Annotated in this window: 24 protein-coding genes; all 24 read right to left on the bottom strand. The window is 54.7% G+C overall.

Annotated elements, in window-relative coordinates:
- Positions 1–18: 18 nt before the first annotated feature.
- Positions 19–1,062, bottom strand: coding sequence for a type VI secretion system baseplate subunit TssG (tssG, locus tag ACO7SM_RS04745; protein ID WP_490469909.1), 1,044 nt, complete (start codon positions 1,060–1,062; stop codon positions 19–21).
- Complete coding sequence (tssF, locus tag ACO7SM_RS04740; protein WP_490469908.1) at positions 1,059–2,930, bottom strand: type VI secretion system baseplate subunit TssF; 1,872 nt, start codon at positions 2,928–2,930, stop codon at positions 1,059–1,061. Before tssF ends, tssG begins: the two co-directional genes overlap by 4 nt.
- Before the next feature lie 2 nt (positions 2,931–2,932).
- Complete coding sequence (gene tssE, locus ACO7SM_RS04735) at positions 2,933–3,496, bottom strand: type VI secretion system baseplate subunit TssE (RefSeq protein WP_490469907.1); 564 nt, start codon at positions 3,494–3,496, stop codon at positions 2,933–2,935.
- On the bottom strand, positions 3,489–4,301 hold the full coding sequence (locus ACO7SM_RS04730; protein WP_490469906.1) for a type VI secretion system accessory protein TagJ: 813 nt from the start codon (positions 4,299–4,301) through the stop codon (positions 3,489–3,491). The genes tssE and ACO7SM_RS04730 overlap by 8 nt, the downstream gene beginning before the upstream one ends.
- Before the next feature lie 9 nt (positions 4,302–4,310).
- The gene (locus tag ACO7SM_RS04725; RefSeq protein WP_490469905.1) at positions 4,311–5,285 is read right to left on the bottom strand and encodes a hypothetical protein; all 975 of its coding nucleotides are present in this window, start codon (positions 5,283–5,285) and stop codon (positions 4,311–4,313) included.
- Positions 5,286–5,301: 16 nt separating this feature from the next.
- Positions 5,302–6,099, bottom strand: coding sequence for a PP2C family protein-serine/threonine phosphatase (locus ACO7SM_RS04720; protein WP_490469904.1), 798 nt, complete (start codon positions 6,097–6,099; stop codon positions 5,302–5,304).
- Complete coding sequence (gene tagH, locus ACO7SM_RS04715) at positions 6,096–7,844, bottom strand: type VI secretion system-associated FHA domain protein TagH (protein WP_490469903.1); 1,749 nt, start codon at positions 7,842–7,844, stop codon at positions 6,096–6,098. The genes ACO7SM_RS04720 and tagH overlap by 4 nt, the downstream gene beginning before the upstream one ends.
- 98 nt (positions 7,845–7,942) lie before the next feature.
- A complete protein-coding gene (locus ACO7SM_RS04710) occupies positions 7,943–8,350 on the bottom strand; it encodes a putative T6SS immunity periplasmic lipoprotein (RefSeq protein ID WP_490469902.1) in 408 nt (135 codons plus the stop codon).
- 20 nt (positions 8,351–8,370) lie between these two features.
- Positions 8,371–8,811, bottom strand: a complete 441-nt coding sequence (locus ACO7SM_RS04705; protein ID WP_490469901.1) for a hypothetical protein — start codon at positions 8,809–8,811, stop codon at positions 8,371–8,373.
- A 4-nt stretch (positions 8,812–8,815) separates the two neighbouring features.
- Positions 8,816–9,208 carry a hypothetical protein gene (locus tag ACO7SM_RS04700; RefSeq protein ID WP_490469900.1) on the bottom strand — a complete coding sequence of 131 codons (393 nt, stop codon included), beginning with the start codon at positions 9,206–9,208 and terminating at the stop codon, positions 8,816–8,818.
- On the bottom strand, positions 9,209–10,225 hold the full coding sequence (locus ACO7SM_RS04695; protein ID WP_301699652.1) for a hypothetical protein: 1,017 nt from the start codon (positions 10,223–10,225) through the stop codon (positions 9,209–9,211).
- 80 nt (positions 10,226–10,305) lie between these two features.
- Entirely contained in the window at positions 10,306–10,788 is a 483-nt protein-coding gene (locus ACO7SM_RS04690) for an Hcp family type VI secretion system effector (protein WP_192613252.1), read from the bottom strand.
- Between the two features lie 180 nt (positions 10,789–10,968).
- Positions 10,969–11,358, bottom strand: coding sequence for a T6SS amidase immunity protein Tai4 family protein (locus ACO7SM_RS04685; RefSeq protein WP_490470865.1), 390 nt, complete (start codon positions 11,356–11,358; stop codon positions 10,969–10,971).
- Between the two features lie 165 nt (positions 11,359–11,523).
- Positions 11,524–11,757, bottom strand: coding sequence for a hypothetical protein (locus ACO7SM_RS04680; RefSeq protein ID WP_490469899.1), 234 nt, complete (start codon positions 11,755–11,757; stop codon positions 11,524–11,526).
- 62 nt (positions 11,758–11,819) lie between these two features.
- The gene (tssC, locus tag ACO7SM_RS04675; RefSeq protein WP_490469898.1) at positions 11,820–13,319 is read right to left on the bottom strand and encodes a type VI secretion system contractile sheath large subunit; all 1,500 of its coding nucleotides are present in this window, start codon (positions 13,317–13,319) and stop codon (positions 11,820–11,822) included.
- Between the two features lie 3 nt (positions 13,320–13,322).
- Positions 13,323–13,847 carry a type VI secretion system contractile sheath small subunit gene (tssB, locus tag ACO7SM_RS04670; protein WP_203360208.1) on the bottom strand — a complete coding sequence of 175 codons (525 nt, stop codon included), beginning with the start codon at positions 13,845–13,847 and terminating at the stop codon, positions 13,323–13,325.
- 75 nt (positions 13,848–13,922) lie between these two features.
- Entirely contained in the window at positions 13,923–14,939 is a 1,017-nt protein-coding gene (gene tssA, locus ACO7SM_RS04665; protein ID WP_490469897.1) for a type VI secretion system protein TssA, read from the bottom strand.
- 11 nt (positions 14,940–14,950) lie between these two features.
- Positions 14,951–15,667, bottom strand: coding sequence for a type VI secretion system-associated protein TagF (gene tagF, locus ACO7SM_RS04660; RefSeq protein ID WP_490469896.1), 717 nt, complete (start codon positions 15,665–15,667; stop codon positions 14,951–14,953).
- 16 nt (positions 15,668–15,683) lie between these two features.
- On the bottom strand, positions 15,684–19,304 hold the full coding sequence (tssM, locus tag ACO7SM_RS04655; protein ID WP_490469895.1) for a type VI secretion system membrane subunit TssM: 3,621 nt from the start codon (positions 19,302–19,304) through the stop codon (positions 15,684–15,686).
- A 2-nt stretch (positions 19,305–19,306) separates the two neighbouring features.
- A complete protein-coding gene (locus ACO7SM_RS04650; protein WP_490469894.1) occupies positions 19,307–20,545 on the bottom strand; it encodes a DotU family type VI secretion system protein in 1,239 nt (412 codons plus the stop codon).
- A 17-nt stretch (positions 20,546–20,562) separates the two neighbouring features.
- Complete coding sequence (gene tssK, locus ACO7SM_RS04645; RefSeq protein ID WP_490469893.1) at positions 20,563–21,906, bottom strand: type VI secretion system baseplate subunit TssK; 1,344 nt, start codon at positions 21,904–21,906, stop codon at positions 20,563–20,565.
- A gap of 28 nt (positions 21,907–21,934) precedes the next feature.
- Entirely contained in the window at positions 21,935–22,438 is a 504-nt protein-coding gene (tssJ, locus tag ACO7SM_RS04640; protein ID WP_490469892.1) for a type VI secretion system lipoprotein TssJ, read from the bottom strand.
- Between the two features lie 23 nt (positions 22,439–22,461).
- Positions 22,462–22,956 carry an SH3 domain-containing protein gene (locus tag ACO7SM_RS04635; RefSeq protein WP_490469891.1) on the bottom strand — a complete coding sequence of 165 codons (495 nt, stop codon included), beginning with the start codon at positions 22,954–22,956 and terminating at the stop codon, positions 22,462–22,464.
- A 626-nt stretch (positions 22,957–23,582) separates the two neighbouring features.
- Entirely contained in the window at positions 23,583–23,753 is a 171-nt protein-coding gene (locus ACO7SM_RS04630) for an integrase (protein ID WP_490469890.1), read from the bottom strand.
- Between the last annotated feature and the right edge of the window lie 2 nt (positions 23,754–23,755).

The following is a 23,755-nucleotide window of genomic DNA, read 5'->3' as shown; positions in this document are numbered from 1 at the left end:
ACAATGTTGTAGAAGAAACTACCGCTCTGCGGGATAGAGCAGATCGCCACGCGGTATGGACTCAGGCTGAATGCCCAGCCAGGTGTTGTAGCCTAACCGCCCGCTGCGACCGAGGGTGGCACCCTGCACCGCCTCGGCGCGCAGTATCACGCGTATTTCCCATTCATATTCCAGGCCAGCGTACTGACGAACCCAGTCACGCAGCGCCGTCACCTGGGCCGTACCGGGCAGGAAGTGGTTGTACTCTTGCGCGCTCAGTGGGCCTATCTCGAGACGAAACTTGTGCTGCACGTCGCGTACCGCAACCCCGAGAAATGCGGACTCGCCCATGCGCGGCAGGCGACGCCCTTCGCCCAGTTGCGCCTGTTCACGCCGGGTAAGCGGCATCCACTGCGGCACATTGCTGACCAGCTTCACCGGAACCTTGAAATAGTCGCGCAGGATTTTCTCCAGCCCTTCCGGGTCGCGTCCGTGGCGGGTCAGGTGCCCGGCGTGGGTAAAACGGGCGTGCGAACTGAGGCTGCCTTTTTCCATCTGGCCGGGCTGGCCCATACCGATTAGCGAAGCCAGATAGCCCTCAAAGCGTCTGTTGTCGGCGCGGTCGAGCGAGACAGCAGGCTGCGCATCCGCCCACGCGCGATAAAACAGCAGCGTCAGGCGGTGGTGAAACAGGTCGGCGAACGCGCTGAGGCTATCGTCCTGGTGATGATGAATACGCTCACGGGCATATTCCGTCATATGCACCGGCAGCGGGCCGTTGGGGCCAAACAGGCCGAAGCTCAGGATCGAGACGTCATGCAGACCGTGCTCTTCGCGCTGGCGCACCTGTGCGACCGTCGAGGGCGCAAACCCCATCGACGGCTGCTGACCAATACGTAACGGCTCAAATTTTGGCAGCGGCGCGCGTCCCAGCGGGTAGCGTTCTCCCCCCTGTGCATCAATACGCCGTAACAGTTGAAACAGATCGTAGCGCCACGGTGTCTCCCTGACGTCGCGCCAGAACGCCTCCGACAGCGGCGTCAGACGATGCATGCGCAGCGGTGCGGGGGTCACGTCGCTCATAGCAGCGCCCTTTTCCCCATTCGCGGCGCCCAGTAGCCAATCTCACCGCGCTGCTGGCTTTTCAACGTGAACTCCGTGAAGCTGTTGATCGAAACCAGGCGGGCAAACAGGCGCTCCAGCACGCTGCCGAAAAGCCACGGGCTGGCCCCGGAAAAGGCGCGCTCATCCACCGTCAGCGTAATGCCTATCCCGCGGGCGAACACCACCGGGCCGGGTTCCGGTACGCGACGGTGTACCGGCTCCAGCACACAGTGGCGAACACCGTCCACCTGGCGCGCAACCGGCGTCTCCGCCAGGTTTGCATAGAGGCCTAACAACTGACGCAGCGCCGCCGCCCCCTCTTCGTTTTCGCTGTCCATCAGGCTCAGGTAGTTCATCTGTAGCTGACTGATGAGTCGCCAGGTGCTAAACCCTTCCGCCAGCGCCGGGCGCGGCGGCGTCGGACCGTTTCGCAGGTTCAGGGATTTGACCGGCATGGAATCGGCCATGATGAATTGCCCCAGTTCCTGCTGCAGCATCAGGGGTAAATCGCGGCTGGTGCACAGGACGTCAGCGGAGATATAGCGCAGGGCGTCCTGCCACGGCGCGTGCCGCTCATCCACCAGCGAGACAAACACTTCAGAGCCGACATAACCGGTACGCGTGCCGTAGCGCAGGGCATGTTCAGAGAGTACGCGCTGTTCGCGGCGCAGAGAAAAATAGGCGCCGTAGTTGCCCGCGTCCTGACTCCAGGTGCTCCAGAACGGCCGAAACGTCTGGTCGTCACGCTGACCGTCGGCGCTACCGTAGAGAGCCTTTACCGCGTAGATTTCATAATCCAGCGGGCGAATGTTATCCACCACCAGATGGTATTCGTGCTGGCCTTCGCTGAGCTTCTGGCGCGCCGCCACTTTCGGGAACAGGTTGATGACCGGGGTGCAGTGCATGGCCAGATGGCTGGCATCAACCACCCGCTCCAGTTGCTCATCGGTTTTCCCCAACAGAATGAAAATATCGACGGCTTTTTCGCTTTCGCAGCGTTGAATCAGCTTGCCTATCCCGCTCAGGCTAATGAACCGAAAGCGCGCCGGAAACGCGAAGTATTCCTGCAACAGACGATACCCGTCAAAGTTGCGCAGATCGTCCGGGAGCAGCGCCTGTTCCGGCTCAAAACCTTCCTGGCGCAGGCTGTCTGGCGGGAGTACCTGGCGCAATGGCTGATCGCTCAGGGTCTGACAGACGATGCCGACGTGATGCTCCATCACCAGCTCCAGCAGCTTCAGCGCCTCAATGTCCGGGCCACTGAGGAAAAATGCCAGTCGGTCAAAATCGAGATGTCCGAGGTTTTGCGGGCCATCGCAGGCGATGCGAATACGCAATGCGCTACAGGCACCGCGCTGGCTCAGGCCAAGTTGCGCCAGCGGCAGATCGGCGGGAATGCCGCCCAGCGCCACTTTTTCTATTTTCAGCGGCAGCAGATTGACCTCATGGGCAGTGGTATAACTGCACGTTACGCCGTTTTTTTTCAGCGCCAGGCTATCCATCATGGTGCCGCGTGGAACCAGGAAACCGTTGCTCAGATCGCCACGACTGCTGTCGGGCTGTAGCTCTGCAATCGCCATTGATGGCGTGGGAGCCAGGTAATTAGGCGCGATCATCTCCAGCATACGCTGGGAAAAGCGTGGAAACTCCGCGTCCATTTTCAGTTGCACGCGCGAAGTCAGAAAGGCAAAACCTTCCATCAGCCGCTCGATGTAAGGATCCGCCACGTCAATACCGCGCATACCCAACCGACCCGCGACCTTTGGATAGCGTTCGGCAAACTCCGCCCCCATCTCGCGCAGGTAGGCCAGTTCGCGGTTGTAATATTCGAGCAGTTTACTTTCCATGATTACCCCGCGTCTTTGAGTTCAAAATGGCCATTTTCCAGATCGACATCCGTGCGAAACAGAAACTCCAGCGGATACGGCACACACCACAGTCGCCCTTTTATCTCGATCGATAAAACGTTATGCAGATCCAGCGAGGAGGTGTCAGAGACACAGCGCACCTGAAGCCCCTGGGGCAAAATACGCGGCTCGAAATGAATGATGGCTTCCGTCAGCTTGCGCTGGATATCGTGCCATTCAATATCCGACATCCGCTTGCCCGCCAGCGGGGCGACGCCAAAGTTCACGACGGAACGACTCACCTGCGGTAACGCGCTCAGGGTGTATGACGCGTCGTGATTGATGGTGTTAAACAGCCACTGCAAATCCCGCAGCACATGGCGACGCAGCGCGGCATGGGTAATCAGATTGCTGTTGGCCGACTCGCGTTTTTGTTCCGGCGCGTTATCCGTCAGGCGATCCAACAGCGAGGGCTGCATTTTGTCGCGCGCGCCGACGTTTTCCTGCCCGCTACGGGCGCGCCAGCCGCTACGCAGCAGCTCGCCTTCACCTGCGGGATTACTCATTTGCCGCGTCCGGGGCAAACGTAACGAGACTCAGCGAAAGCAGCGGATTTTCACTTTGCTCGCTCAGCCAGGCTTTCTGCCCCTGCCCCAGATAAAGCAGGCCGTCGTTATCCAGCGGTCGCCATTCCGTGGTGCGTGCCAGCTTGACGGCGTCTGCCGCCTCATTGGCAAAGGGATAACGCGCAGGGATCTGGCAGATCTGTTCACTGCCGTCGGTCAGGCATACCAGCGCGTGGCGCCAGACCAGATCCGTGACGCTGGCGGGCGCCTGAAAATGGATCTTCGCAATGGCGCTAAACGGTAGCCAAAAATAGCGGCCATTGACGATGGTTTCGCACACCGGGCCCAACCGGGCATCGCCGTCCATCAACCATTCGAAGTCCTGTGTTTTTTCCGTGTCGAACGCGAGCTGGCCCGCGCTCGCCTGCGCCTGTTCCAGCGCCGTCAGACGTAGCGCGTGGGCGCGCTCACCGCGTTGTGTGAGTGCAGCGGCGAGCGAGGTGAGCCACGGCCACTGCGTGTGTGGCATCGCGGGAGCGGCCATGCCTGCCAGTACCTGCGCACGCTGTTGTTCGCCCTGAAGGGACTGCTCAAGCAGCGTCACGGTGGGTTTCGCCTGAGGCTTCAGCGCCAGCCAGCTCTTAAGCTGGGTCAATGCGCGCGCCCAGTTTCCGCTTAGCGTTAATAACTGCACGAAGGCGGCTCGCAGGTCGGCGTCTGCGGGCCGGGCTTTGATCTGTGATTCAAGACGTAGCAATGCGTCGTTAAGCGACTCGCCCGCCAGATGTCGATAAAGCGTATTCATAGCCGCTCCTTAATTCGCCGCGCGCCAGGCGCCAATAGCGGGATCGCGCAGTTGAGGGCGCAGCGTGTCGATCAGGACAATATTGAGAGAAGTCCCTGGCGCAAGCCACGGACTCCAGGTCTGCCTGACCGCGTTAATCCGTGCCTGGAGCTTCGCATCGTCGCTGGCCATCTCGCGGGAAATTTCCACCGCCACCGTGCCGTCTATCTTCCAGCCGCCCAGCGCCGGGTCGTAAGGCAGAAGCATCCAGCTCTGGTGGCTGTTTTGGGTGCTGAACACCATGCGTTCTTTATTGACGGAGGTGATCAGCGCCTTTTTCGGATCGACCTTCTCACTTAATCCCATCACCGGGAAACCGTGGATCCAGGTAACGGGCATCTCTTTTTTAGCGCCGTTACGGGTCTGAGAAATGACCGTATGACCGCTCAGCCAGCTACCGTTTTCACAACGGGTTGCGGCGGAGTCCGGAATAAACAACGCTGGTGCCGAAGTGCCGCCCTGCCAGAAAGTACGCAGATGGCAGCCATCCTGCAGCGTAAATTCCTGCCATGGCGTGCGGTCTGCGGCAACCGAGTTCGACTCCGGGTTTAGCTCAGGCGGCAGTAGTGCGACGCGAGCGGTGGCCGTCTTCTCTTGTTTGACCACCAATGCCCAGTCCTGCGCCTTGCTTGCCGTGCCCCGCGCCTGCGTAACGCCCGCGGGATCGTTCAGTTTCCACGTCAGCTTATCCAGCTTGCCGCACTGGTTTTTCAGCAACGCGCCAAGACGAGGGACAAAATTTTCGAGGATAGCGACCTCTTTATTGCCGTTCGCCACAATGCGCAACGCCACCTCTGACTTACACCAGCTCTGCGGCGTTTTGTCTTTAATGTCGTCGATCCAGATATCCAGCTTTTGCGCAGGCGACTGTACGATGCGGTAGTTTTCAGCCTGCGCGGTGGTAGCCACCGCCAGAAGCGCCAAACCCGATAGCCAAATTTTCATATCAATCCTTGTATGTCTAATCAGTTCCGCAGGGAAGAAATTGAGTTGCGTCAGAGAGCGTGTGCAGCAAGGTGGTGTCCTGAGGACTTCCCATCCACACCGCAATCGCGGTGTAGTTATCCTGCGCATTGCCTTCCTGTTCGCCGTTCTTTTGAATAATTTGCTGCATTAATGTCAGCCACTCCTGCGGCGTATTAACCATGTGCAACGACTGCTGCATTTGTTCTTCGCTGACGCCATGCCAGAAGCCATCGGTGCAGAGCAAAAAGGCATCGCCGTCTTCAACCGGCACCACGTCGCTGTAGCTGGCTTCCGGGCCGCCGTTCTCAATACCCAGCGCCAGATAAAGCAGATTGCTGTTCAGGTTGTCCGTCTGATAACCGGCGTCTTTCATCTGCTGAATCAGGCTGTGATCGGTCGTCACCTGCCACAGCCAGCCACGGCGAAACAGGTACAGGCGACTGTCCCCGGCGTGCGCCCAGTAAGCCAGACGATAATCTCTGTCGATAAACAGGCTGACCAGCGTCGTGCCCATCCGGTGGTAATCCTGCACGGCCTGCTGCTCACTGAGAATGGTGCGGTTCGCTGTCTGTACGTAGTCACGGATATGCTGCGCGTTAAGATGTTTGTCGCCATCAAAGCGGGAGATAATGCTGTTACGGGCAAGCTCCGCAGCCATCTCGCCGCCGGGCAGCCCGGCGATGCCGTCACAGACGACAAAGCAGGCTGAACGTTCCCCAATGGTTTCTCCCGTCTGATCCTGGTTGCTGGCGCGCGTTCCCTGGCGGGAGAGAGAAGCCGTTGCGATCTTCATTTTTCTTCCGATCCACTCTGTGAGTCTTTGTACTGATTCACCTCCATGTCATAAGCATGAAGGAAGGCTTCGCCAAACAGGGTGTGGAAGTCATCTTCAATTTCACCGGCCGTCTCGCCATAACTGCGAACAAAATAGTCCCACAGCGCGGCTTTACGGCTGCCCGGCAGAGCCAGGCGGGAGCTCACGCCGTTCTGTTTTGCCTGCTCTTCAAGCTGCTCCGGGTTAAAGGATTGCAACATGGCGGCAATAATGGCGCGTATGCCGGAGATCATCCCCAGTTGATGCGCCTGCAAATCGATGAGCGCGTCACGCACCGATTTTGTCGGTGGCATAAAGCCCGGCATCGGAGTGCCGAACATCTGGATCAGTACCGTTTTACCGGAAGGCAGCAGCTTGAAGGGATTGTTCGCGTCATCGAGCACCATCGTCATATCCGCTTTCACACCGCGCTTAAGAATGGAACGCGATGAGAGCAACGCCACCGTCCCCTGCGAGAACATGCCCAGGATTTGACCAAGCTGGCGCATATTTTCACGGTCGAACTGCGGCACCGGCTGCATTTCGCTCAGCCCCATACCGTCAAGCAACGCGTCCAGTAATTCGCCCTGCAGGACGTCGCCCTTCTCTGCGTTATGGGCGATGGCCGACGGTGACGCGGCGTTTTGTACCGGGTCGATACGCAGACGTCCTTTTGGCGGCTGGGCGTTGCTGCGCGCGACGGCCTGTGGCGTCGGCATTGTGAACCCGGCGTAATCCTGTCGTTCCGGTGACTCATCTTCAGCGCCCGGTGCCTCCTGCACGTCTGGCGCAAACAGCGGTGATTCCGCAAGCGCGTCTTCTTCCTGCGCCACGACGGGCGGCTCAGCGATAATTTCGTCAGGGTGCGTTAACGGCGCGCCGCCCATGAGCCCGAGCGGATCGTCATTGCGCGCCGCGGGTGCGCTGGCTGAACCGTCAAAAAGCGCCAGCGGATCGAGTTCATCCAGCGCCTCTTCTTTTGGTAATGTCGGTTTGTTGTCTTCTGGCGCCACCAGCGTGGATGGCGTGACGTCGTTAAAGATGCTCTCGGTTTTAAACAGCGTTTCATCGCTAAACAGCGCATCGGTATTGACGTTTTTGCGCTCAAGCTGTGGGTTGCTGTCACTGAACAGCGCCAGCGGATCGTCGGCATTGCGATCCGGCTCACTGGGTTGAGAGAATGGATCGTGAGACGCGGCAGGCTGCGGTTTCGTGCGGCCGCTGGAGATGCTGTCGGAGATGGAAAACTCCTGCATCAGGCTGTCCCAGATTTCCGTCGGCACCGCGGTTGGCGCGGCGTCAACAGGTTGCGACGCACTGACGGGCTTCGGTTCTGCCGCAGGCACAGGCGTCACCGCAGGACGTGAAGCGATACTCGCGGCCATCCGACTGATCGGCTGAGTATCCTGGATAAGATCGGCCACTTCGATACGATAATCATCAATGCCGAGAATATCGCCGTCCTGAAGCTCAACCTGACGGCCTCGCTCCAGCGGAATATCGTTGAGCACCATGCGGGTGACGCTGCCGCGATTGGTCATGCGGCATTCACCCTGCGCATCCACATGGACGATGGCCTGCAGGCGCGAGATGGTGCGGTCATTGTCCGGCAGCACCAGATTGTTATCCGTACCGCGACCAATGGTGCCCCCCGGGGCGTAAAAATCACAGCGGCTCTGCGGCGGCTGATGACCGGGTTTTGTCGAAATAATCGTGAATCGCATGGCGTATTCCTGCTGGTATGATTAGCGCTCAAACGCTGCCGCTCTCAGGGTGAGAACGGCGGCGTTTGGGGGAGGCGCAAATAAAATATCTTCAGACATTATTCGCTTTGTAAAATCTGAAATTGCCCTGAGGTTTTTTTTTCTAATACAAACCGTGCGGCATAACGGACTGAATCATTTTTACCTGTCACTTTTAGCACGACATCATATTCACCACTCTGCCATTGAATACCATTCCACTGGTGGCACTCTTCAGGATTTAATGTGATCACTGGCGTATAGGTCGAAGGAGGCGATATCGTTTCCCACTGAGCACCTTTCCTTTTCATGATCGTAGGCGAATGGCTGGTAATCGGTTTATCGAGGCTTGAGTCTTTAGGGATGTTAAAACAAGGCTCGTTATTTTTTAGTGTTACCGACAGCGACTGATATTGAGCGGGATGAGATATACAGGCATTAGCCATTAAAGTAATCGATATAACCCCTAATATCTTCTTCATAGCCAAACCCTCCGCTCTTTAGCGGTTTATGAGAAATAGTTCCAGTGTTTGTCTATATTTAGAAAAATAATGCCGGTAAAGAGCCATAATGTAAAAAGTAAGGCCTGAGCTTTATAGCGTCGATGCAGTTTCAATATCCAACTGATTCTCTCTTCCGGTAAAGACTGAACGAATTGATAGGCTTCCATCTGTACATTTCTGTCTTTGGAAAACTTCATCTTCACGCCTTTGCGAAGACGAACAAACCAGATTATTTTTTGATAATTCGCCAGCGAACCAAAAAATGATGCATAATTTGTCATCAGATCGAGATCGTAGCCTCTTTGCCGATATTCTGAAAGAAGTAATTTATAATCATTTTCGTGCTTTCTAAAATAATAAGAACTGTAGAAGTCCATGATAACAAGGGCGGCAAACAAAATCACAAGAGCCAATAACGTTACATTTGTTAAGCTTAAGCATGGCATGCCTTTATTTTCCTGTGGCAACCATTAAAAGCAATAGCAGCATTAAAAATGCTACAAAAATTGTCATTTTGTAAAACGTTTTTATCCATGAAAAATTGTAAGTCGATACTATTAACTGACTTACCTCCGGAGAAAGAATTACTTTACCTTTTGTTGTGGTGGCTTTGCCGGACAGAATCTTTTTCATTAATAACACTCGATGCGCAAAACCGGGCAGGCCAAGTTGCTCATAAAATAGATAATCATTAACATCTAAGCATTGCCTATCACTCAAAAAATGAAATGATTTTGATAGCTCTGCAGAATATTTACGATAAAAATAAAAGTAAAAAAACAAAGAAATAAGCAATCCCAAAAAAACAAAAGAAAGCAAGATTAAACGCAAATATTCAAACATTCACTCATCCCCTGAAAATATCAAGTTGCTGATCTCTTCACCTAATTGAGCCCCTCCTTCTGTACCTATCCATGCCCCCGCAGAAGTAGCACCAAGCCCTACAACAATTCCACATACGAGAGCACCAGTACCTAAGGTAGGTATTCCCATTGCACCACAAAGCGCTCCTGTACCCAACGACGCGGCCCATGCACCTCCGGCTGCACCGAGTGTACCACCACCAAACTTGCTGTATTCAGTCACAGCAACCTTGCCACATTCATTTTCACGACCTGTTGTACACGCATTATAGACTTCATTAGAAGTATTTAAAAAGGCGAAACCTAAAGAGATCCAGCCTCCTGCCTTCATAATGCTTGCGGCACGTGCTGACCGCATTATGTAATCCGAATACCCTGGTATTCCACCAACACCAACCGTACTCCACTCATGAACAATGGAGCGACTAGAAAGCCCTAATGCTTTTTTTATACTTTCATAAGCCTGAATATTAAGAGTTAACTTACTTATCTTATTGAGTAAGGGCTTTAGCTGCGAAAATAAAGCATTTCTTTCCGCGTAAAACTGCTGACCGATGAGGGAACCTTGCGTAATAAACTGATTTTGGTAAGTCTTTTCAATCTTAATCAGAATGCTTTCTATTTGTTTGAAATATTTTTCACCAAAATCACCTACATTACCAGCTAATTTATCCCCTAATGAAGTTAACGCAGCAATGTTTTCGTAATTCGCGCTAAGATAGTCGGCAACAGTTGGACTAGCAGAAGCTAATGATGTATTAACTTTTTGCTTAGCTACAGCGAGGTGATTCAGTTGCAGGGACTGATTTTGGTTGTCGGGATCAGCAACGATGAGTAACTGGCCTGGTTTTAACCAAGGTGTATCCTTGTTAATCTGCATGAAATATCGTGCAGCGTCACTATTGCTATTATTGAACAATAAACGAGCCTGAAAATCTAAGGTACCAGGCTGTTGAACCACACAATAACCCGGTGCAACTCTTGACTGCCCAGCCATCAGACCTCCTATAATTTGAATAATTTAATTTCTGGTAACGATTTAAATGACCGGGGATTACTCCCCGGCCACATGCGAAATTATGCTTCTTTGTTCTCTTTGATATTCCAGCCAGCGCTGCTTTCAGCACCTTTACCACCCGCAGTGGTCTGCTCCCAGTACTGCTGTTTCACTTTCGCCGCCTGGAATGCATAGGTCACGCCAACGGTATCGCCGTTGTCTGCGCCGGTGTACTGAACCGCAGTTACCAGCACATCTTCCAGCGTGATACGGGTGTATTCGACCTGCTGGCCGCCCGCTTTACAGACTGACAGTTCAACTTTGGTCAGGTGCTTACCGCTCGCACAGTGCTTCAGAACGGCAGTGGTAGATTTGTCGATGAGCGCATTGACGTGCAGATCGTTAAAATTAACTTTGCCTGCACCGCCGCCGCCGCCGACACTCATATTTCCCGGCTGGGACGCGCCCCAGGAGAAAGAGGTAATATCAGTCCAGCCAGTGTGGTTAGAATCTTTAGATTCGCCCGTAACACCCTCGACCTTCAGAAACATATCAATAGCCATAATATCTACTCTTCGTGGATTAACATTATTGCTTTCGAAAAAGCACTTATATGGCAAACAGGAAAGCATGGGGCTGAATAAAACCGTCCATATTTTACCTCTGCCTCATATCAAACGACCCGTGTCATTTGACAGTCTTAACATTCCCCTGGAACGAAAGGAAAGAATGTGAAGTCTTTATTACTGCGGATTATCCTGAATCCAGCTTCGGTCAGGATTACCAATAATTATTTGCGGAACCAATTGTTCCAGTTCGTCACTATGATAAAGACGTAAACAATTTAACGTTACGCCTTGTACAGTAGGTTTTCTCTCGGAATGAAAAGTATTGGTTGCACGTTTATATTTATCGATGAGGGCATTAATTTTGTCATTACCATTTTCAATGTCGAAAGGCACCCACTCCAGGAGTGCGCTTGCGCTACGCGCCGCATCGGAGGAAAACTGACTCTGTTTATCTGCTACCTGAGCTAAACATCGCGCGAGAACGACGTCTTTTATGACCTGGCGGTAAGTCTGCTGATGATAAAAATCAGGATTGTTATAACTGTAACAGGCAGTAGAAGTTATGCTTGCAAGGAAAAAGCATAGCCATTTCAAATAGCATCCTCCGGGTTCACGCCACCTCCTGATACGATATCCAAAAACGATTATTCAGTTGAGCAGCAAACAGGTCGCAATTAACATTGTTCTTGTCATCGTATGTTTTTATCCACTCGCTCAACCGACCGGTAATTAGCTGCGAGATTTTATTTTTTCTGCAACAGCATAAATCCCGATCGAGCTACCAATAAGTGTGACTAAAAATAGTCCATTTATTGCTACCATCAGTGCTTCTATATACCAGTCAAAGATAAACAGGTAGTAACCAGATGCAGTAAAAAACAATATGAACGAAACCAACGATAACGTATAAGCAATAGAATACTTAATGAATTTTTTAGCCATCGCCGCCCCCATCAAATTCATTATGTATCTCTTGCATGTATTCCGTGAAAAAATTACCGGCCCCGCAGAGCCGGTAATCCTCATTACGCGTCCTGCGTCTTCAGCGACGGCAGTTTAGAAACCAGACGCAGCGAAACGGTCAGGCCTTCTAGTTGATAATGTGGGCGCAGGAAGAACTTCGCGGCGTAGTAGCCCGGATTGTCTTCGATTTCCTGTACCTGCACTTCCGCCGCCGCCAGCGGTTTACGGGACTTGGTTTCCTGGGAGGAGTTGGCCGGATCGCCGTCCACGTAGTTCATCACCCAGTCATTCAGCCAGCGTTCCATCTCTTCACGCTCGCGGAAGGAGCCAATTTTGTCGCGCACGATGCACTTCAGGTAGTGCGCGAATCGGCAGCAGGCGAACAGGTAGGGCAGACGTGACGCCAGACGGGCATTGGCGGTGGCATCCGGGTCGTGGTACTCCGCCGGTTTTTGCAGCGACTGCGCGCCGATAAACGCCGCAAAGTCGGAGTTTTTGCGATGAATAAGCGGCATAAAACCGTTTTTCGCCAGCTCAGCTTCACGACGGTCGCTGATGGCAATTTCGGTCGGACATTTCATGTCCACGCCGCCATCATCGCTTGGGAAGGTGTGGCACGGCAGATTTTCGACTGCTCCGCCGGACTCCACGCCGCGAATCGAGGTACACCAGCCATACTCTTTGAAAGAGCGATTGATGTTGGCCGCCATTGCGTAGGCAGCGTTCGACCAGGCGTAGTTGTTGTGGTTAGCGCCGTCGGTTTGCTCTTCAAAATCAAAGTTGTCGACCGGGTTAGTTCGAATGCCATACGGCAGACGAGACAGAAAACGCGGCATCACCAGCCCCAGATAGCGGGCATCTTCCGATTCACGCAGCGAACGCCAGGCAGCATATTCGGTGTTCTGGAAGATTTTGGTCAGATCGCGCGGGTTGGCCAGCTCCTGCCAGGACTCCATCTGCATCACGCCAGGTGCAGTACCGGTAATGAACGGACAGTGTGCCGCAGAACCGATGCGCGCCATTTCCCCCAGCAGCTCAACATCCTGCGGGCTATGGTCGAAATAGTAGTCGCCAACGATACAGCCAAACGGTTCGCCGCCAAACTGCCCATACTCTTGTTCGTAGATTTTCTTGAAGACAGGACTCTGGTCCCAGCCCACACCCTTGTAACGCTTCAGGGTACGACCCAGTTCTTGTTTGGAGATGCTCATAAAGCGAATCTTCAGCATCTCGTCGGTTTCAGTGTTGTTGACCAGATAGCTCAGGCCACGCCACGCGCTTTCCAGTTTCTGAAACTCGTCATGGTGAATAATCTGATTCACCTGCTGCGAGAGCTGCTCATCAATACCGGCAATCAGATTTTGAATGGTGCGGTAGGTGTCGTTTGAGAAGGTGACGGTATTTTCCAGCGCCTGCTGCGCCAGTGTTTTTACCGCGCTCTCCACCGCCGAGCGCGCCTGATCGGTCTTGGGGCGAAACTCTTTGTTCAGCAGCGCGCTGAATTCGTCCTGGCTGAACGCCTGACTTGCCTGCTGCTCTTGTTGTTGAGTCGGGTTGCTCATCGATTATTCCTCGCTACCTTTCGCGCTATCGTCATTTTTCGGCAACTGGCTCAGGGATTTGAGCAGCGTCGGATCCTGCAGAATTTTAGCGATCAGCTCTTCCGCGCCGTTTTTGCCGTCCATATAGGTCAGCAGGTTGGAAAGTTGAGTACGCGCCTCCAACAATTTGTTCAACGGTTCAACTTTGCGGGCCACCGCATCCGGCAGGAAGTCATCCATACTGTCGAAGGTCAGATCGACGTTGAGCTTACCTTCGCCGGTCAGCGTGTTATCCACGTGGAATGCAACGCGCGGCTTCAGTGCTTTCATACGTTCGTCGAAGTTATCGATGTCAATTTCAAGGAATTTACGCTCGTCGACCGCAGGCAGGTTTTCAACCGGTTTGCCCACCAGATCGGCCATTACGCCCATCACAAACGGCAGTTGAATTTTACGTTCTGCACCGTAGATCTCTACGTCGTACTCGATCTGCACGCGGGGGGCACGGTTACGTGCGATGAATTTCTGCCCACTGTTACTCATTGCCATGATGTTCTCCGTCAAAGATGCGCGGTGAAGGTGAAACGGCAGACGTCGTGCCTGTCGTCATAATGCCTGGACGCGTCATTCGCGGCGTCCAAAAATGTTTTCCAGTTGATTTACGCCGTCCGGCGCAAGGTCGCGAATAATGTCCATAAAGTTGAGTTCAGACAGCCGCTGTACCCGTTCAATCATCAACGGTGCGGGGTGACTCGGTTCATATTGCGCAAAATACTGCTTCGCTTTTTCCAGCATCAATTGCGCGTCGGCGCGACTGGTGACCTGCACGCTACGCCAGTCCACGACCTGCGAAATGGGCGGAACCGTGGCGGTCGGCAGCGTTGCGCGTTGTTCAACCGAGGCCCCAGCGCCCTGCAACAGTGTGTTGATATCGGTCACCTGACAGGCGCTGGCCACCAGCCCAACGGTTTTCAGCAGTTGTTCCATTTCCGGTACGCCGCTCTCCCCGAGGTGCCCGACCAGCCGATCGCGAATCGCCAGCAACCGTTCGTTAATCAAGACAACCGCTTCGGTGCCGGGCTGACCGCCGCGGGCCAGTTCATCAATCAGCCTTGGACGACCGCCGGGATAATCCGGGCATTCGGTTTTACTGCCGTCGAGCAGCGCCTGGGCATCGCGCAGTGAAATCTCGTCGCCGTTTGAGCGCAACAGCGAGGCATTACGCAGTGCAAAAGTGAGATCGGACTTATCGCCCAGCCCCGCAAGGGCGTTAATACGGTAGAACGGATCGGTTTCGCCATACTCTTCCAGCCGTGGATAGAGCGGTTCCCAGTAGCGGGAAAGAGCCTGCTCTATCAGCAACAGTCCATCTGCGTATCCCGATAGCCCCCGACGCCGGGTCCAGGCATGGGTTAGCGCCAGCATGACACGCAGATCTTTAGTGCGCCCCAGCAGGCAGGTGGCGAGTTTTTCCACCGTATTCCAGTCGGCAGGTTCTGCAGGAATAATGGTGTCGCCGAACTGCTGTTCGGCTTTGCCCTGGCTTGCCTGTCCCATGGCCTGAAAGTCGGCGTCGTACTCAAGATTTTCACCGCAGGGGTTTTCGTGGCTTATCGGCGCGAGAATTTCATCAATATTCATGGAGTCCCTGCTTATTCAAACATCGGCGGATAGAGGCCGTGACGGCCTGGCCGGGCGCCGCCTGCCGGATCGAACAGCAGCGTAAAAAGCTGCCCGGTAAAGTTTCCGCTGTGAACGTGGGTGTAAAGCGGGTAGCCATCGCAACGGTTAGTCCACCAGAAGCTGGCCTGGCGCTGCGGGTCGAAGCACTCTGCCGCCTGCGGCCACCCCAGCGTAATCAGGTCGTCTTCGGCATAACCAATCACGTCCAGGATGTCGGAGCGCATCTGCGGTTCGACGGGTTGCGGCGGCGGAATCAGCATCAGCGCCTCCTCCAGTTGCGCGGCGGAGTAACCGTTACGCACCGCGTGCAATACCCCCCGGCCAAGTTGCTGATACCAGCTTTCGGCCTGACCCAACAAACACGGCGACCACTCGGCAGGCGTAAAGCTAAGCTGAACGCAGACCGGATACTGTCGCCCTACGCTGTCTCGTGCTGGCAGCAGACAGCCCATCTGGATCATCTGGCTACCCAGCATCGGCGGCACGACAAAATTCCACACCGGGGCTTTGGCGAACTGGCGCTCGCCGCTGCGCTGTTCTTCCTGTTGCCAGGCCAGCAGACCGACCTGAAACCAGTGGAACCACTGGCGTTGTAATGCGTCAGGAAAACGACGCTGCAAAAAGTCGCCTGCGCTGGGTAATTTGCCATACCAGCTGTAGAGGTTCATCGCAGGGGGATTTGTCATACGGCTGTCCTTGCGGTTATGGGCATGAGAAACGGGGAAGCTGGAACGGATTACGAATGCTGTTTGGCGCAAACTCCAGCGTGACCTGATGACCGTCCACGCTGAAGGTAGCCTGACGGCTCAGGCTGCCCGCGCCGGGACTGGTGCGCGCTTTATCAAAAAAGCGGTTCAGCGCCCAGGCGCCGTTGGTCACCAGTGTGGCCGTGCTGCCATTCGCCAGCCCTAACTGCATACGCACCTGATTTGTACCGCCCGGCCCCGGCCAGTTCATAATCTGCACTGCCTGTGGCCCATGGCTGTAGCGCAATTGCTGCCCGTCCACGTCCAGGGTCAGGTTCAGAATGGTGTTATCCATCCGCACAGTGCGTACCGTCACCTTGAAAGAAGGCGTGGTTGCGCCGTTGGCGAAAAACGCGTCCCGGATTGACTGCGCCTGCTGGAACGGACGCAGCAGCCCTTCACTCCCCGGCAGGGTTTTGCCATCGATGCCCGGCATAAAGCGCCAGTTCGCCTGGGTGGTATCTACCTTGTTGGTCAGATTGTCGCGAAAAAAGGTATCCATTAACCCGGTGCCCGGCGCGAACATGCGGGCGAGATCGTCAGGCGTGACCTCAGTGCTGGCACTGCGAACCAGCGGGTAACGACCGGCAATCGCCTGACGACAGAAACCGCCGACTTCCACGTTAATCCGCTTGCGGACGTTTTCCAGGTCACGGCGCTGGGTGTCACTGCTGGCACCCACAGCCATATTGCTGAACATGGTTTGCAGACCGCCAGGCAGACGACCGGCGCTGGCCTGCAAACGGCTAATCGCTTCGCCGCCCGGTGCTGGCATACCGCTGTTAGCGGCGTCCTGGACGGCCGTCAGGTAGCGGTAAAGCTCATCAATCTGTTTGAGAAAATCATCAAAGACGAGTGTTTTACCGCCCTTCTCCAGCGGCTGTGCCAGCTCAATCATCGGCGCATAATGCTCGGTAACCCGCTGTTCAGGGGTTTGCGTCATGACCGCGCTCTGTGTCGGCGCCGCGTCATTGTTGCTAAACAGCGCTTCCAGCGTGCGGGTGGCCCGGTTGCCCTGTTCCTGAGGTTTCCCGGCATCCCCGGGCGCTGGCGCAGCGTGCGACAGATCCAGCACCTGGCTCAGATTCTGAACCAGGCGGCGCAGCGGCGAGTTAGCGCCGGAGAGCAGGCGCGCCGTATTGATGCGCTGAGAAAGATCGGCGCTGTTGTTGAGCTGAATATCCGCAAGGAAGCGATCCCAGTTCGCGATAAAGTCACGCATGTAGAGCTGGCGTACGGCGTTATCGATCTGCGGTTTGTCTTCCTGCGATGACGTCGCGCCCAGCACCCAGGTGTCATCTTCGCGTAAGGCGGTGGTCACGTTATCTATCTGACCGTTAACGCTTTTCCAGTAGCCGTCCGGGGTGTAGAGGCCCGGTACGCCTTCACTCACCGGTTTGCCGCTTTTGCGTGAAAAGACCAGTTCGCTTTGCGGGCCGCCGAGATCCGCCAGCGAAACTGGCTGCAGATTTTCATCATGCTCAAGCAGACGCTTCAGGCGACCATAAACGCGGGTGGAGAGCGGCTGCTGGTTGATCAGCGCCCGCTCGCGCGCCACCAGCGTCTCGTCCTGGGCATACGGCGAAGACTGAATTTGCGGCTCCAGCAGTTGCGTCAGATGCCATTCGAGCTGCTGAAGCTGCGCCTGCGTGACGTTTTGCGGCAGATTGCGTTGTAAATTCAGCATCACCCACGAGTGCAGAAACTTGCCGTCGTAATGCTTCGGCTGATAGAGCATCTGATACGCTTTCAGCGCCTCATAGCTGTATTCCACATCGCTGCCGTTATCGTTACGCAGCCAGGTGGTGATGTGCATCGCCACGGCAGGCAGCAGCATTTGATCCAGCGCTTTCTGATACAGAGACTGCGAGGCGTCGCTGACGTCATCACCGCGATAAAGCCCCATACGGCGAGTCACCGGAGGATCGTTGACGTCAAATGCGTCGCTTTTTGGCAGATCCACCAGATCGTTAAGCAACGGCAGGAGGGCAAACAGATCGCGCTGTGGCTGGTTTTGCAACGCGTTGCTCTGCTGTTCCAGGCGCGGCACTTTTGCATCGACTTCTTCCAGATATGCTTTGTTCCGGTTAAAGCTGATAAGCCACAGCCCGCTAAGGATAACCAGCAGGGCGAGGATCGCCGCATAGCCAGACCAGGTAACGGCGCGATTGCGCAGTTCCCACCAGCGGTTTTCCCCGGCGATACCCGCTTCCTGGAAAATGACGTTTTGCAGCAGGTTTTTGATGAAGAAACTCTGGCCTTTCGCGCCCGGAATTGGCGACGCCTTGCTGACAGAATCCCAGCGTTCACTTTCCTCGCCTTCCGGCAACGAGAGCGCGCGATTCAGTTCACCCATCACACGGTCGAACGGCATTCCCTCCTGAGTCCCGCTGGCGAAGTAGATCCCGCGCGGTGAGAACTCAGTTTCAAAGTTAGAACGGGCGAAAACCGTGCTCAGGTAGTCTGCCAGCAACGGGCGCAGCGCGGCGAATTCCTGCGGAAAAAGATACGCGTCGGCGCGGGTTTTCGCATCGTGCTCTTTAAGCATGGTTTCCGGCAGACCCGCATCCAGTCGCTGTTGCAGAAGCGAGAACTCCCAGGTGAAGTTGCCCATCAGATCAAAGTCGGCGTGTTTAGTCTGCTCCCAGGGGAGCGTAAAGCCCCAGATCTGATCGCGCTGCGCTTTGTCGTAATCAGCAAACCAGGCGCGGAAACCTTTGAGCAGGTCGGCCTTGGTCACCATCACATAGACCGGGAAGCGAATACCCAGTTGCTCATGCAGTTCAGAAAGACGCTGGCGCAGGTTCACCGCCTGCTGGCGGGAGGCCTCCGCGGACTGGGTCAGCAAATCGGAAAGACTGATGGTGATAATGACGCCGTTAATCGGCTGACGGCGGCGGTATTTACGCAGCAGCGCGATGAACTCCAGCCATTCGCTGGCGTCCTGCACCTGTTCACTCTCTTGCGTGGTGTAGCGCCCGGCGGTGTCCAGCAGCACCGCCTCGTTGGTAAACCACCAGTCGCAGTTACGGGTGCCGCCGATGCCCCGCAGCGCGGTTTTACCGAAGCGGTCCGCCAGCGGGAATTGCAGCCCGGAATTGGCCAGCGCTGTCGTTTTGCCGGAACCCGGCGCGCCGATGATCACATACCACGGCAACTGATAGAGATATTGCGTACTGAAGCGCTGCGTCCACTGCGTGCGGTTACCCGCTTTGCTGAAGTGCGCTTTTTTCAGCATCTGCGCCGCTTCGTCGAAACGTCCGGCGAGGATCTGCTCCTCGCTGTTCAGCCGCTTCTGGTGGTCTGCCGCTTCCGGGCTGGTGGTATTCTCATTGAGCTTGTCCATCAACTTGCGGTTGAGCCAGGCGTTATACAGACGCGGCAGAATGTGGCTCTGGGCCCAAATCAGGTAGACCACCGCGATGCTGATGATGCGGTTCTGTTCAGATTCGAGCGGCCGGGTATCCACGATGGAGAGCAGCGGGCCAATCATCCAGATCACCGCAGCGAGCGCCGTCACGCCGAGCAGGCTCCACAGCACGCGATTAGTGAGAATGGAAAGAAGAGTTGTCAGCATCCTTAGTTTCCTTGCGGCAATCCGTTCAGCTCAGCCTGGGTATTTTCAGGCGACACCAGCAGAGTAATTTCCACACGGCGGTTACGGGCGCGGTTTTCTGGCGTGTTGTTTGGCGCGACGGGATTGATCTCGCCTCGCCCTTCCGCTTTCACGCGTTCAGGTTGCGAGAGTCTTCCCTGCAATTGTTTTTGTACTGAACGGGCGCGTTCCAGCGAAAGCTCATAGTTGGAGGCAAAACGCGCGCTGCGAATCGGCAGGTTGTCGCTGTACCCCACCACCAGAATTTTGCCGCTGACGTTATTCATCGCCTGGGCGATACGGTCGATGACCGGTTCATAGCGGTCGCGCACCACCGTGGAGGCGGAAGCGAACAGACCGTCACCTTTCAGAATCACCACGCTGCGATCCGCTTCATCCTTCACCACCAGTAGCCCGGCATCTATTTCAGGTTTCAGGAAACCGCGCAGGTTCAGCACCGCAGGCAGTTGTTGCGCCGGATGTTGAATCGTGGCTTCCGGCAGTTGAGACTGGTAAATCTTCGCCAGCACCGGATTGGTGCTGTCGCCGAGGCGCCAGTTAAGAACGATATAGAACAGGCAGGCGATAAAACCGCCCAGCGCCACGCAGGCCCACAGCGGCACCATCGGTCGCCAGAGTTTGCGCAGCACCGGGGTATCTTCGGGATGCGGGGAGAGCGCTGGCGGATAGCTGCCGCGCACGCCACGGATCATCTGCCACAGCCGCTGCTTGATGGTTTCAAGCTGGGTACGACCGTTATCCAGCACCCGATAGCGCCCTTCAAAACCGAGCAGCAGACAGTAGTTGATCATCTCCAGCAACAGGAGGTGTTCGCGCGGATTCTGCGACAGACGCGCCAATAGCTGGAAGAACTTCTCCCCGCCCCAGGTTTCGTTATGAAAGGTCACCAGCAGCCCGCTGCTGGACCAGACGCCGCTGCTGCCCCAGGGGGTGAGCGCGGCGGCTTCGTCCAGCGCCGTACACAGGCAGTAGCGTGCGCCGACGATCACTTCATACGGCAATCCTGCCTGCTGGCAGCGCACTTCGAAGCGGCGAATTTCGTCGATTAAGCGCTGGCGTAACGCCAACTGATCATCGTGAGAAACCGAGTGACGAATTTGCGCAATCGCATTGAGCAGCGGATTGGCGGCCGCCACCAGCGGGTTATTGCCACTCGCGGTGGTAAACGCGGCATCGCTGCCGGGCTCCTGTCGTTCCTGCATAGTAAGCGCTCGCTTTATTATTCTGTCGGGCTACGGATGGCCCAAAACTCCATATCGAGTCCCGGGAACTCCCCCGCAAGATGCAGGGCGAACGCGCCAGACTTATCCATCTCGTTCCACAGCTCTCCCCCTTTTTCCAGCTCGAAGTAGCTGTAGCCGGCGTGCCAGGGGATCTGCGGCGGCGCGACGGGCATAGCGCGCAGCATAATGCCCGGCAACTGAAGCTGAACCAGATCGCGGATTTTGGAGACGGGCGCCACTTTCATTTGCGCAGGGAAATGGGTTTGCAACTGCTCGCCCGGCACGTTGGCTTTCACGGCCAGCACGAAACCGAACTCACGCACCATGCTCGTTTCCGATACGGTGGCAATATTCAGGCCGTGGGAACGTTCGTTGAGCGGTAACTGAATCGCATGGTCTTCCATCACCAGCGACAGCCCCTGACGGAGCATCAGCATCAGCTTGCTAAAACAACCCGCCAGGTCGTCATGATCGTACACGGGCAGTATGCTTTCTGCGGTGCGCTGCGACGTCCAGGTGGCGAGTTCGGTGGCAAACGGCAGCCAGTTGCGCCAGAGCGTTTCCGGGTGAATCAGCGGGAGCGTTTTGACATGCGACACCTCGCCAAGATGGCGATTTACCAGCGAAAGCAGCGTAAATTCAATCAGTTCAGACGTGTTAAAACGCCCAGGCTGTCGCAAACGCCCGCCGATCTGCTGGCTGCGCTGAACCAGTAAACCGTGGAGATCGTTAATCATGCTGTAAAGCTGCGGGCTGTTGTTGGCATTCAGCATCGGCGGGATGTAGGTGTTATCCAGCCGCAGGTGATTGTCGTTACGCTTCTCAGTGACGAACGCCACGCCGATAGCGGTCCATTCCGCCGTCAGATCGGTTTCCAGCATCAATTTCAGGCGCAACCGGCCAAACTGTACCGTGGCGTCGCCTACCGACATCGCGTTATCGTCTTCAACGTCTTGCTCATAGGCTATGAAGCGCGCCGGCGAAGCATGCTCTTCACTAAAGATGACTTCTTCACGCTCACCCCGGCGAACCGGTAATGCCAGCACCACTTTTTCATTGGTGAGGTTGTCAGGGATTTTCAGCGGCGGCGGCGCATTGCGACCATTGCGCACGTGGAAAAAGGTGCCGTCGGGAAGTAGCCCGCTCGCGTAGCTCAGCGCAATGCATCCCTGACGGAGCATCGCCTCGTCCAGTTCAACATCGAGAAATCCCCACAGATACGATCGTTGCAGCACTCCCCATTCCCGCATCTGGTTGAGCAGGAAACTCTCTGTCCGCTGAAAATGGTGTGGACGCAGAAACATCCCTTCGGTCCAGACGACCTTTTCTGCTTTCGTCATGATGATGTGATTCCTGTTATGAAGCGCGTTACTGGCTGATGACCCGGATGCCGTTTACATCAAGAAAGATGCTGGCCTGCAGTTCGTCTGCGGCCCCTTTCCAGAACGAGTAAAGATGATTTTCGCCAGGGACAGGCAACGGGAGAGAGACGCGCCACTTTTTTCCATCCAGCATTTGATATTCCGCCATCACACCGATGTAGCGTGCTTCAGGCGAACTTTGTCCGCTCAGGGTTTTCGTAAGCTGGTCAGGCATCAGAAAGAACACATCGCTGTTAAGCAGATTCGCGCCAAGCGTGGTCGACGCGTTGTTCTGTAGGGAATAAAAGTCGCTGGACATGAAATCCGCATCAGATTTCAGCAGCAGCACTCTCACTTTGAGCGGCGCCGAATCATTGATTTGCGGATGGGCCTGAAACTGCAGATTGTAGCGGGAGGGATCGCTGTGTGAAGACGATGAACAACCGCTAACCAGGGTGAATAGCACCACGTAAAACGCCAACCACATCCTGTGAAAACTTTTATTATTCATAAAAATAAGCTCGTGAAGCCCGTTTAGTTCAGGATCCAGGTTCCGTTGGCGTTGTCTTTGCAGGCTTTGCTGTTACCGTCTACGTCTACGCAGGTGGTTTTCTTACGCGCTTTTGGTCGCATGGCCTGCTTACGTACCGTCGCGTCATACTGGTCGGCCTTAATCACGGCCCGCATTGGCACATAACCGATCAGTTGATCGTTGCCCTCGTCGGCGAGCGCCATCCAGAAGGACTCTACCTGTCCCAGTACCGTGTAGGTTTTACCGGTTTCAAGGGTACGGATGACCTTTCCGCTGTAGTCTGGGCGGCTCATCAGAGAAGCCGGATACATTGCGCGATAAGGTTCGTTCACTGACGTAAATTCCGCAGGCGGAACGACAATATGTCGGTGGGTTAACGTGACGCCATTCACCTGGCTGGTCACGATGGTATCGTCGGTAATCACAGGTTTCTGCGGCGCTTTACAGCCCGCCACTGCCATTACAAACAGAAGTGAAAACAGTACGCGCATTTTCATATGCTTTTCCGTAGCGATATTTAGATAATAATCAAGATGAGAGGTAAATTAGATTTGAATGCTGTCGTCAAGAATATTCCAGACACTTTATAAGGGTTACTATCCTTTGGGTATGGCTACCGCAAAAGCCTTACAGAATAAGGCCCGATTTTATCCTGGGATTTTTAACAAACAGGAAACAAGTGTACATAAGCTTTTCATCAATTCAATATTATCTGGTCATCACCCACCATATTTAGAGGGTTTCAGACTATTATAGGATTAATCCTGGCAAAGGTTTTTAAAAGGTCTTCTCTGATTTTTCCCCCTCAATAAAAACAATACATACAATTGATTTATAAGAAATAAAATTAAAAACATGAAAAATTTCATTACCCCACCAACGTAATTACTTCTACTACCACAATTAGTAGAATTACCCATAAAGACAGCTCAAGAATATATTTCACACAACCCGTTTGTTGCATTTAAAGGACATGTTTAATTCGAACTTAAATTAGTATTAATGCAATTGAAATTAATAGTCAGCGATATTAATTTCGCGACCTAAAATAACATCATGTTATGACGAAATGTTTCCCGGCGCAGCGGGATATCACGAGGTGCGGATTATTCATCCGGGCCAGTTAACCCGTCTGTGGGTGGGGGGAATAGTAGAAGAAAAACGCCACTCTGGTTGTACCGCGAGAAATGTACAAGATCCGATTTTCGCTAATCACAATGTTGCGCTTATCACCCGATACCATCATTTCTGGCGTTTTAAACGACAGAGGCTCTGCCGCTTGTTTTCCTGCCATAA

The sequence above is a fragment of the Citrobacter sp. LJND-P06 genome (assembly GCF_058188415.1).
The sequence above is the reverse complement of the archived record's forward strand: the minus strand, read 5'-3'. Positions and strand labels throughout refer to the sequence as shown.

Excerpts from the sequence above, each read along its gene's own strand:
- tssG (WP_490469909.1), bottom strand. The coding sequence starts at position 1,062 with ATGAGCGACGTGACCCCCGCACCGCTGCGCATGCATCGTCTGACGCCG.
- tssF (WP_490469908.1), bottom strand. The coding sequence starts at position 2,930 with ATGGAAAGTAAACTGCTCGAATATTACAACCGCGAACTGGCCTACCTG.
- tssE (WP_490469907.1), bottom strand. The coding sequence starts at position 3,496 with ATGAGTAATCCCGCAGGTGAAGGCGAGCTGCTGCGTAGCGGCTGGCGC.
- ACO7SM_RS04730 (WP_490469906.1), bottom strand. The coding sequence starts at position 4,301 with ATGAATACGCTTTATCGACATCTGGCGGGCGAGTCGCTTAACGACGCA.
- ACO7SM_RS04725 (WP_490469905.1), bottom strand. The coding sequence starts at position 5,285 with ATGAAAATTTGGCTATCGGGTTTGGCGCTTCTGGCGGTGGCTACCACC.
- ACO7SM_RS04720 (WP_490469904.1), bottom strand. The coding sequence starts at position 6,099 with ATGAAGATCGCAACGGCTTCTCTCTCCCGCCAGGGAACGCGCGCCAGC.
- tagH (WP_490469903.1), bottom strand. The coding sequence starts at position 7,844 with ATGCGATTCACGATTATTTCGACAAAACCCGGTCATCAGCCGCCGCAG.
- ACO7SM_RS04705 (WP_490469901.1), bottom strand. The coding sequence starts at position 8,811 with ATGCCATGCTTAAGCTTAACAAATGTAACGTTATTGGCTCTTGTGATT.
- ACO7SM_RS04700 (WP_490469900.1), bottom strand. The coding sequence starts at position 9,208 with ATGTTTGAATATTTGCGTTTAATCTTGCTTTCTTTTGTTTTTTTGGGA.
- ACO7SM_RS04695 (WP_301699652.1), bottom strand. The coding sequence starts at position 10,225 with ATGGCTGGGCAGTCAAGAGTTGCACCGGGTTATTGTGTGGTTCAACAG.
- ACO7SM_RS04690 (WP_192613252.1), bottom strand. The coding sequence starts at position 10,788 with ATGGCTATTGATATGTTTCTGAAGGTCGAGGGTGTTACGGGCGAATCT.
- ACO7SM_RS04680 (WP_490469899.1), bottom strand. The coding sequence starts at position 11,757 with ATGAATTTGATGGGGGCGGCGATGGCTAAAAAATTCATTAAGTATTCT.
- tssC (WP_490469898.1), bottom strand. The coding sequence starts at position 13,319 with ATGAGCAACCCGACTCAACAACAAGAGCAGCAGGCAAGTCAGGCGTTC.
- tssB (WP_203360208.1), bottom strand. The coding sequence starts at position 13,847 with ATGGCAATGAGTAACAGTGGGCAGAAATTCATCGCACGTAACCGTGCC.
- tssA (WP_490469897.1), bottom strand. The coding sequence starts at position 14,939 with ATGAATATTGATGAAATTCTCGCGCCGATAAGCCACGAAAACCCCTGC.
- tagF (WP_490469896.1), bottom strand. The coding sequence starts at position 15,667 with ATGACAAATCCCCCTGCGATGAACCTCTACAGCTGGTATGGCAAATTA.
- tssM (WP_490469895.1), bottom strand. The coding sequence starts at position 19,304 with ATGCTGACAACTCTTCTTTCCATTCTCACTAATCGCGTGCTGTGGAGC.
- ACO7SM_RS04650 (WP_490469894.1), bottom strand. The coding sequence starts at position 20,545 with ATGCAGGAACGACAGGAGCCCGGCAGCGATGCCGCGTTTACCACCGCG.
- tssK (WP_490469893.1), bottom strand. The coding sequence starts at position 21,906 with ATGACGAAAGCAGAAAAGGTCGTCTGGACCGAAGGGATGTTTCTGCGT.
- tssJ (WP_490469892.1), bottom strand. The coding sequence starts at position 22,438 with ATGAATAATAAAAGTTTTCACAGGATGTGGTTGGCGTTTTACGTGGTG.
- ACO7SM_RS04635 (WP_490469891.1), bottom strand. The coding sequence starts at position 22,956 with ATGAAAATGCGCGTACTGTTTTCACTTCTGTTTGTAATGGCAGTGGCG.
- ACO7SM_RS04630 (WP_490469890.1), bottom strand. The coding sequence starts at position 23,753 with ATGGCAGGAAAACAAGCGGCAGAGCCTCTGTCGTTTAAAACGCCAGAA.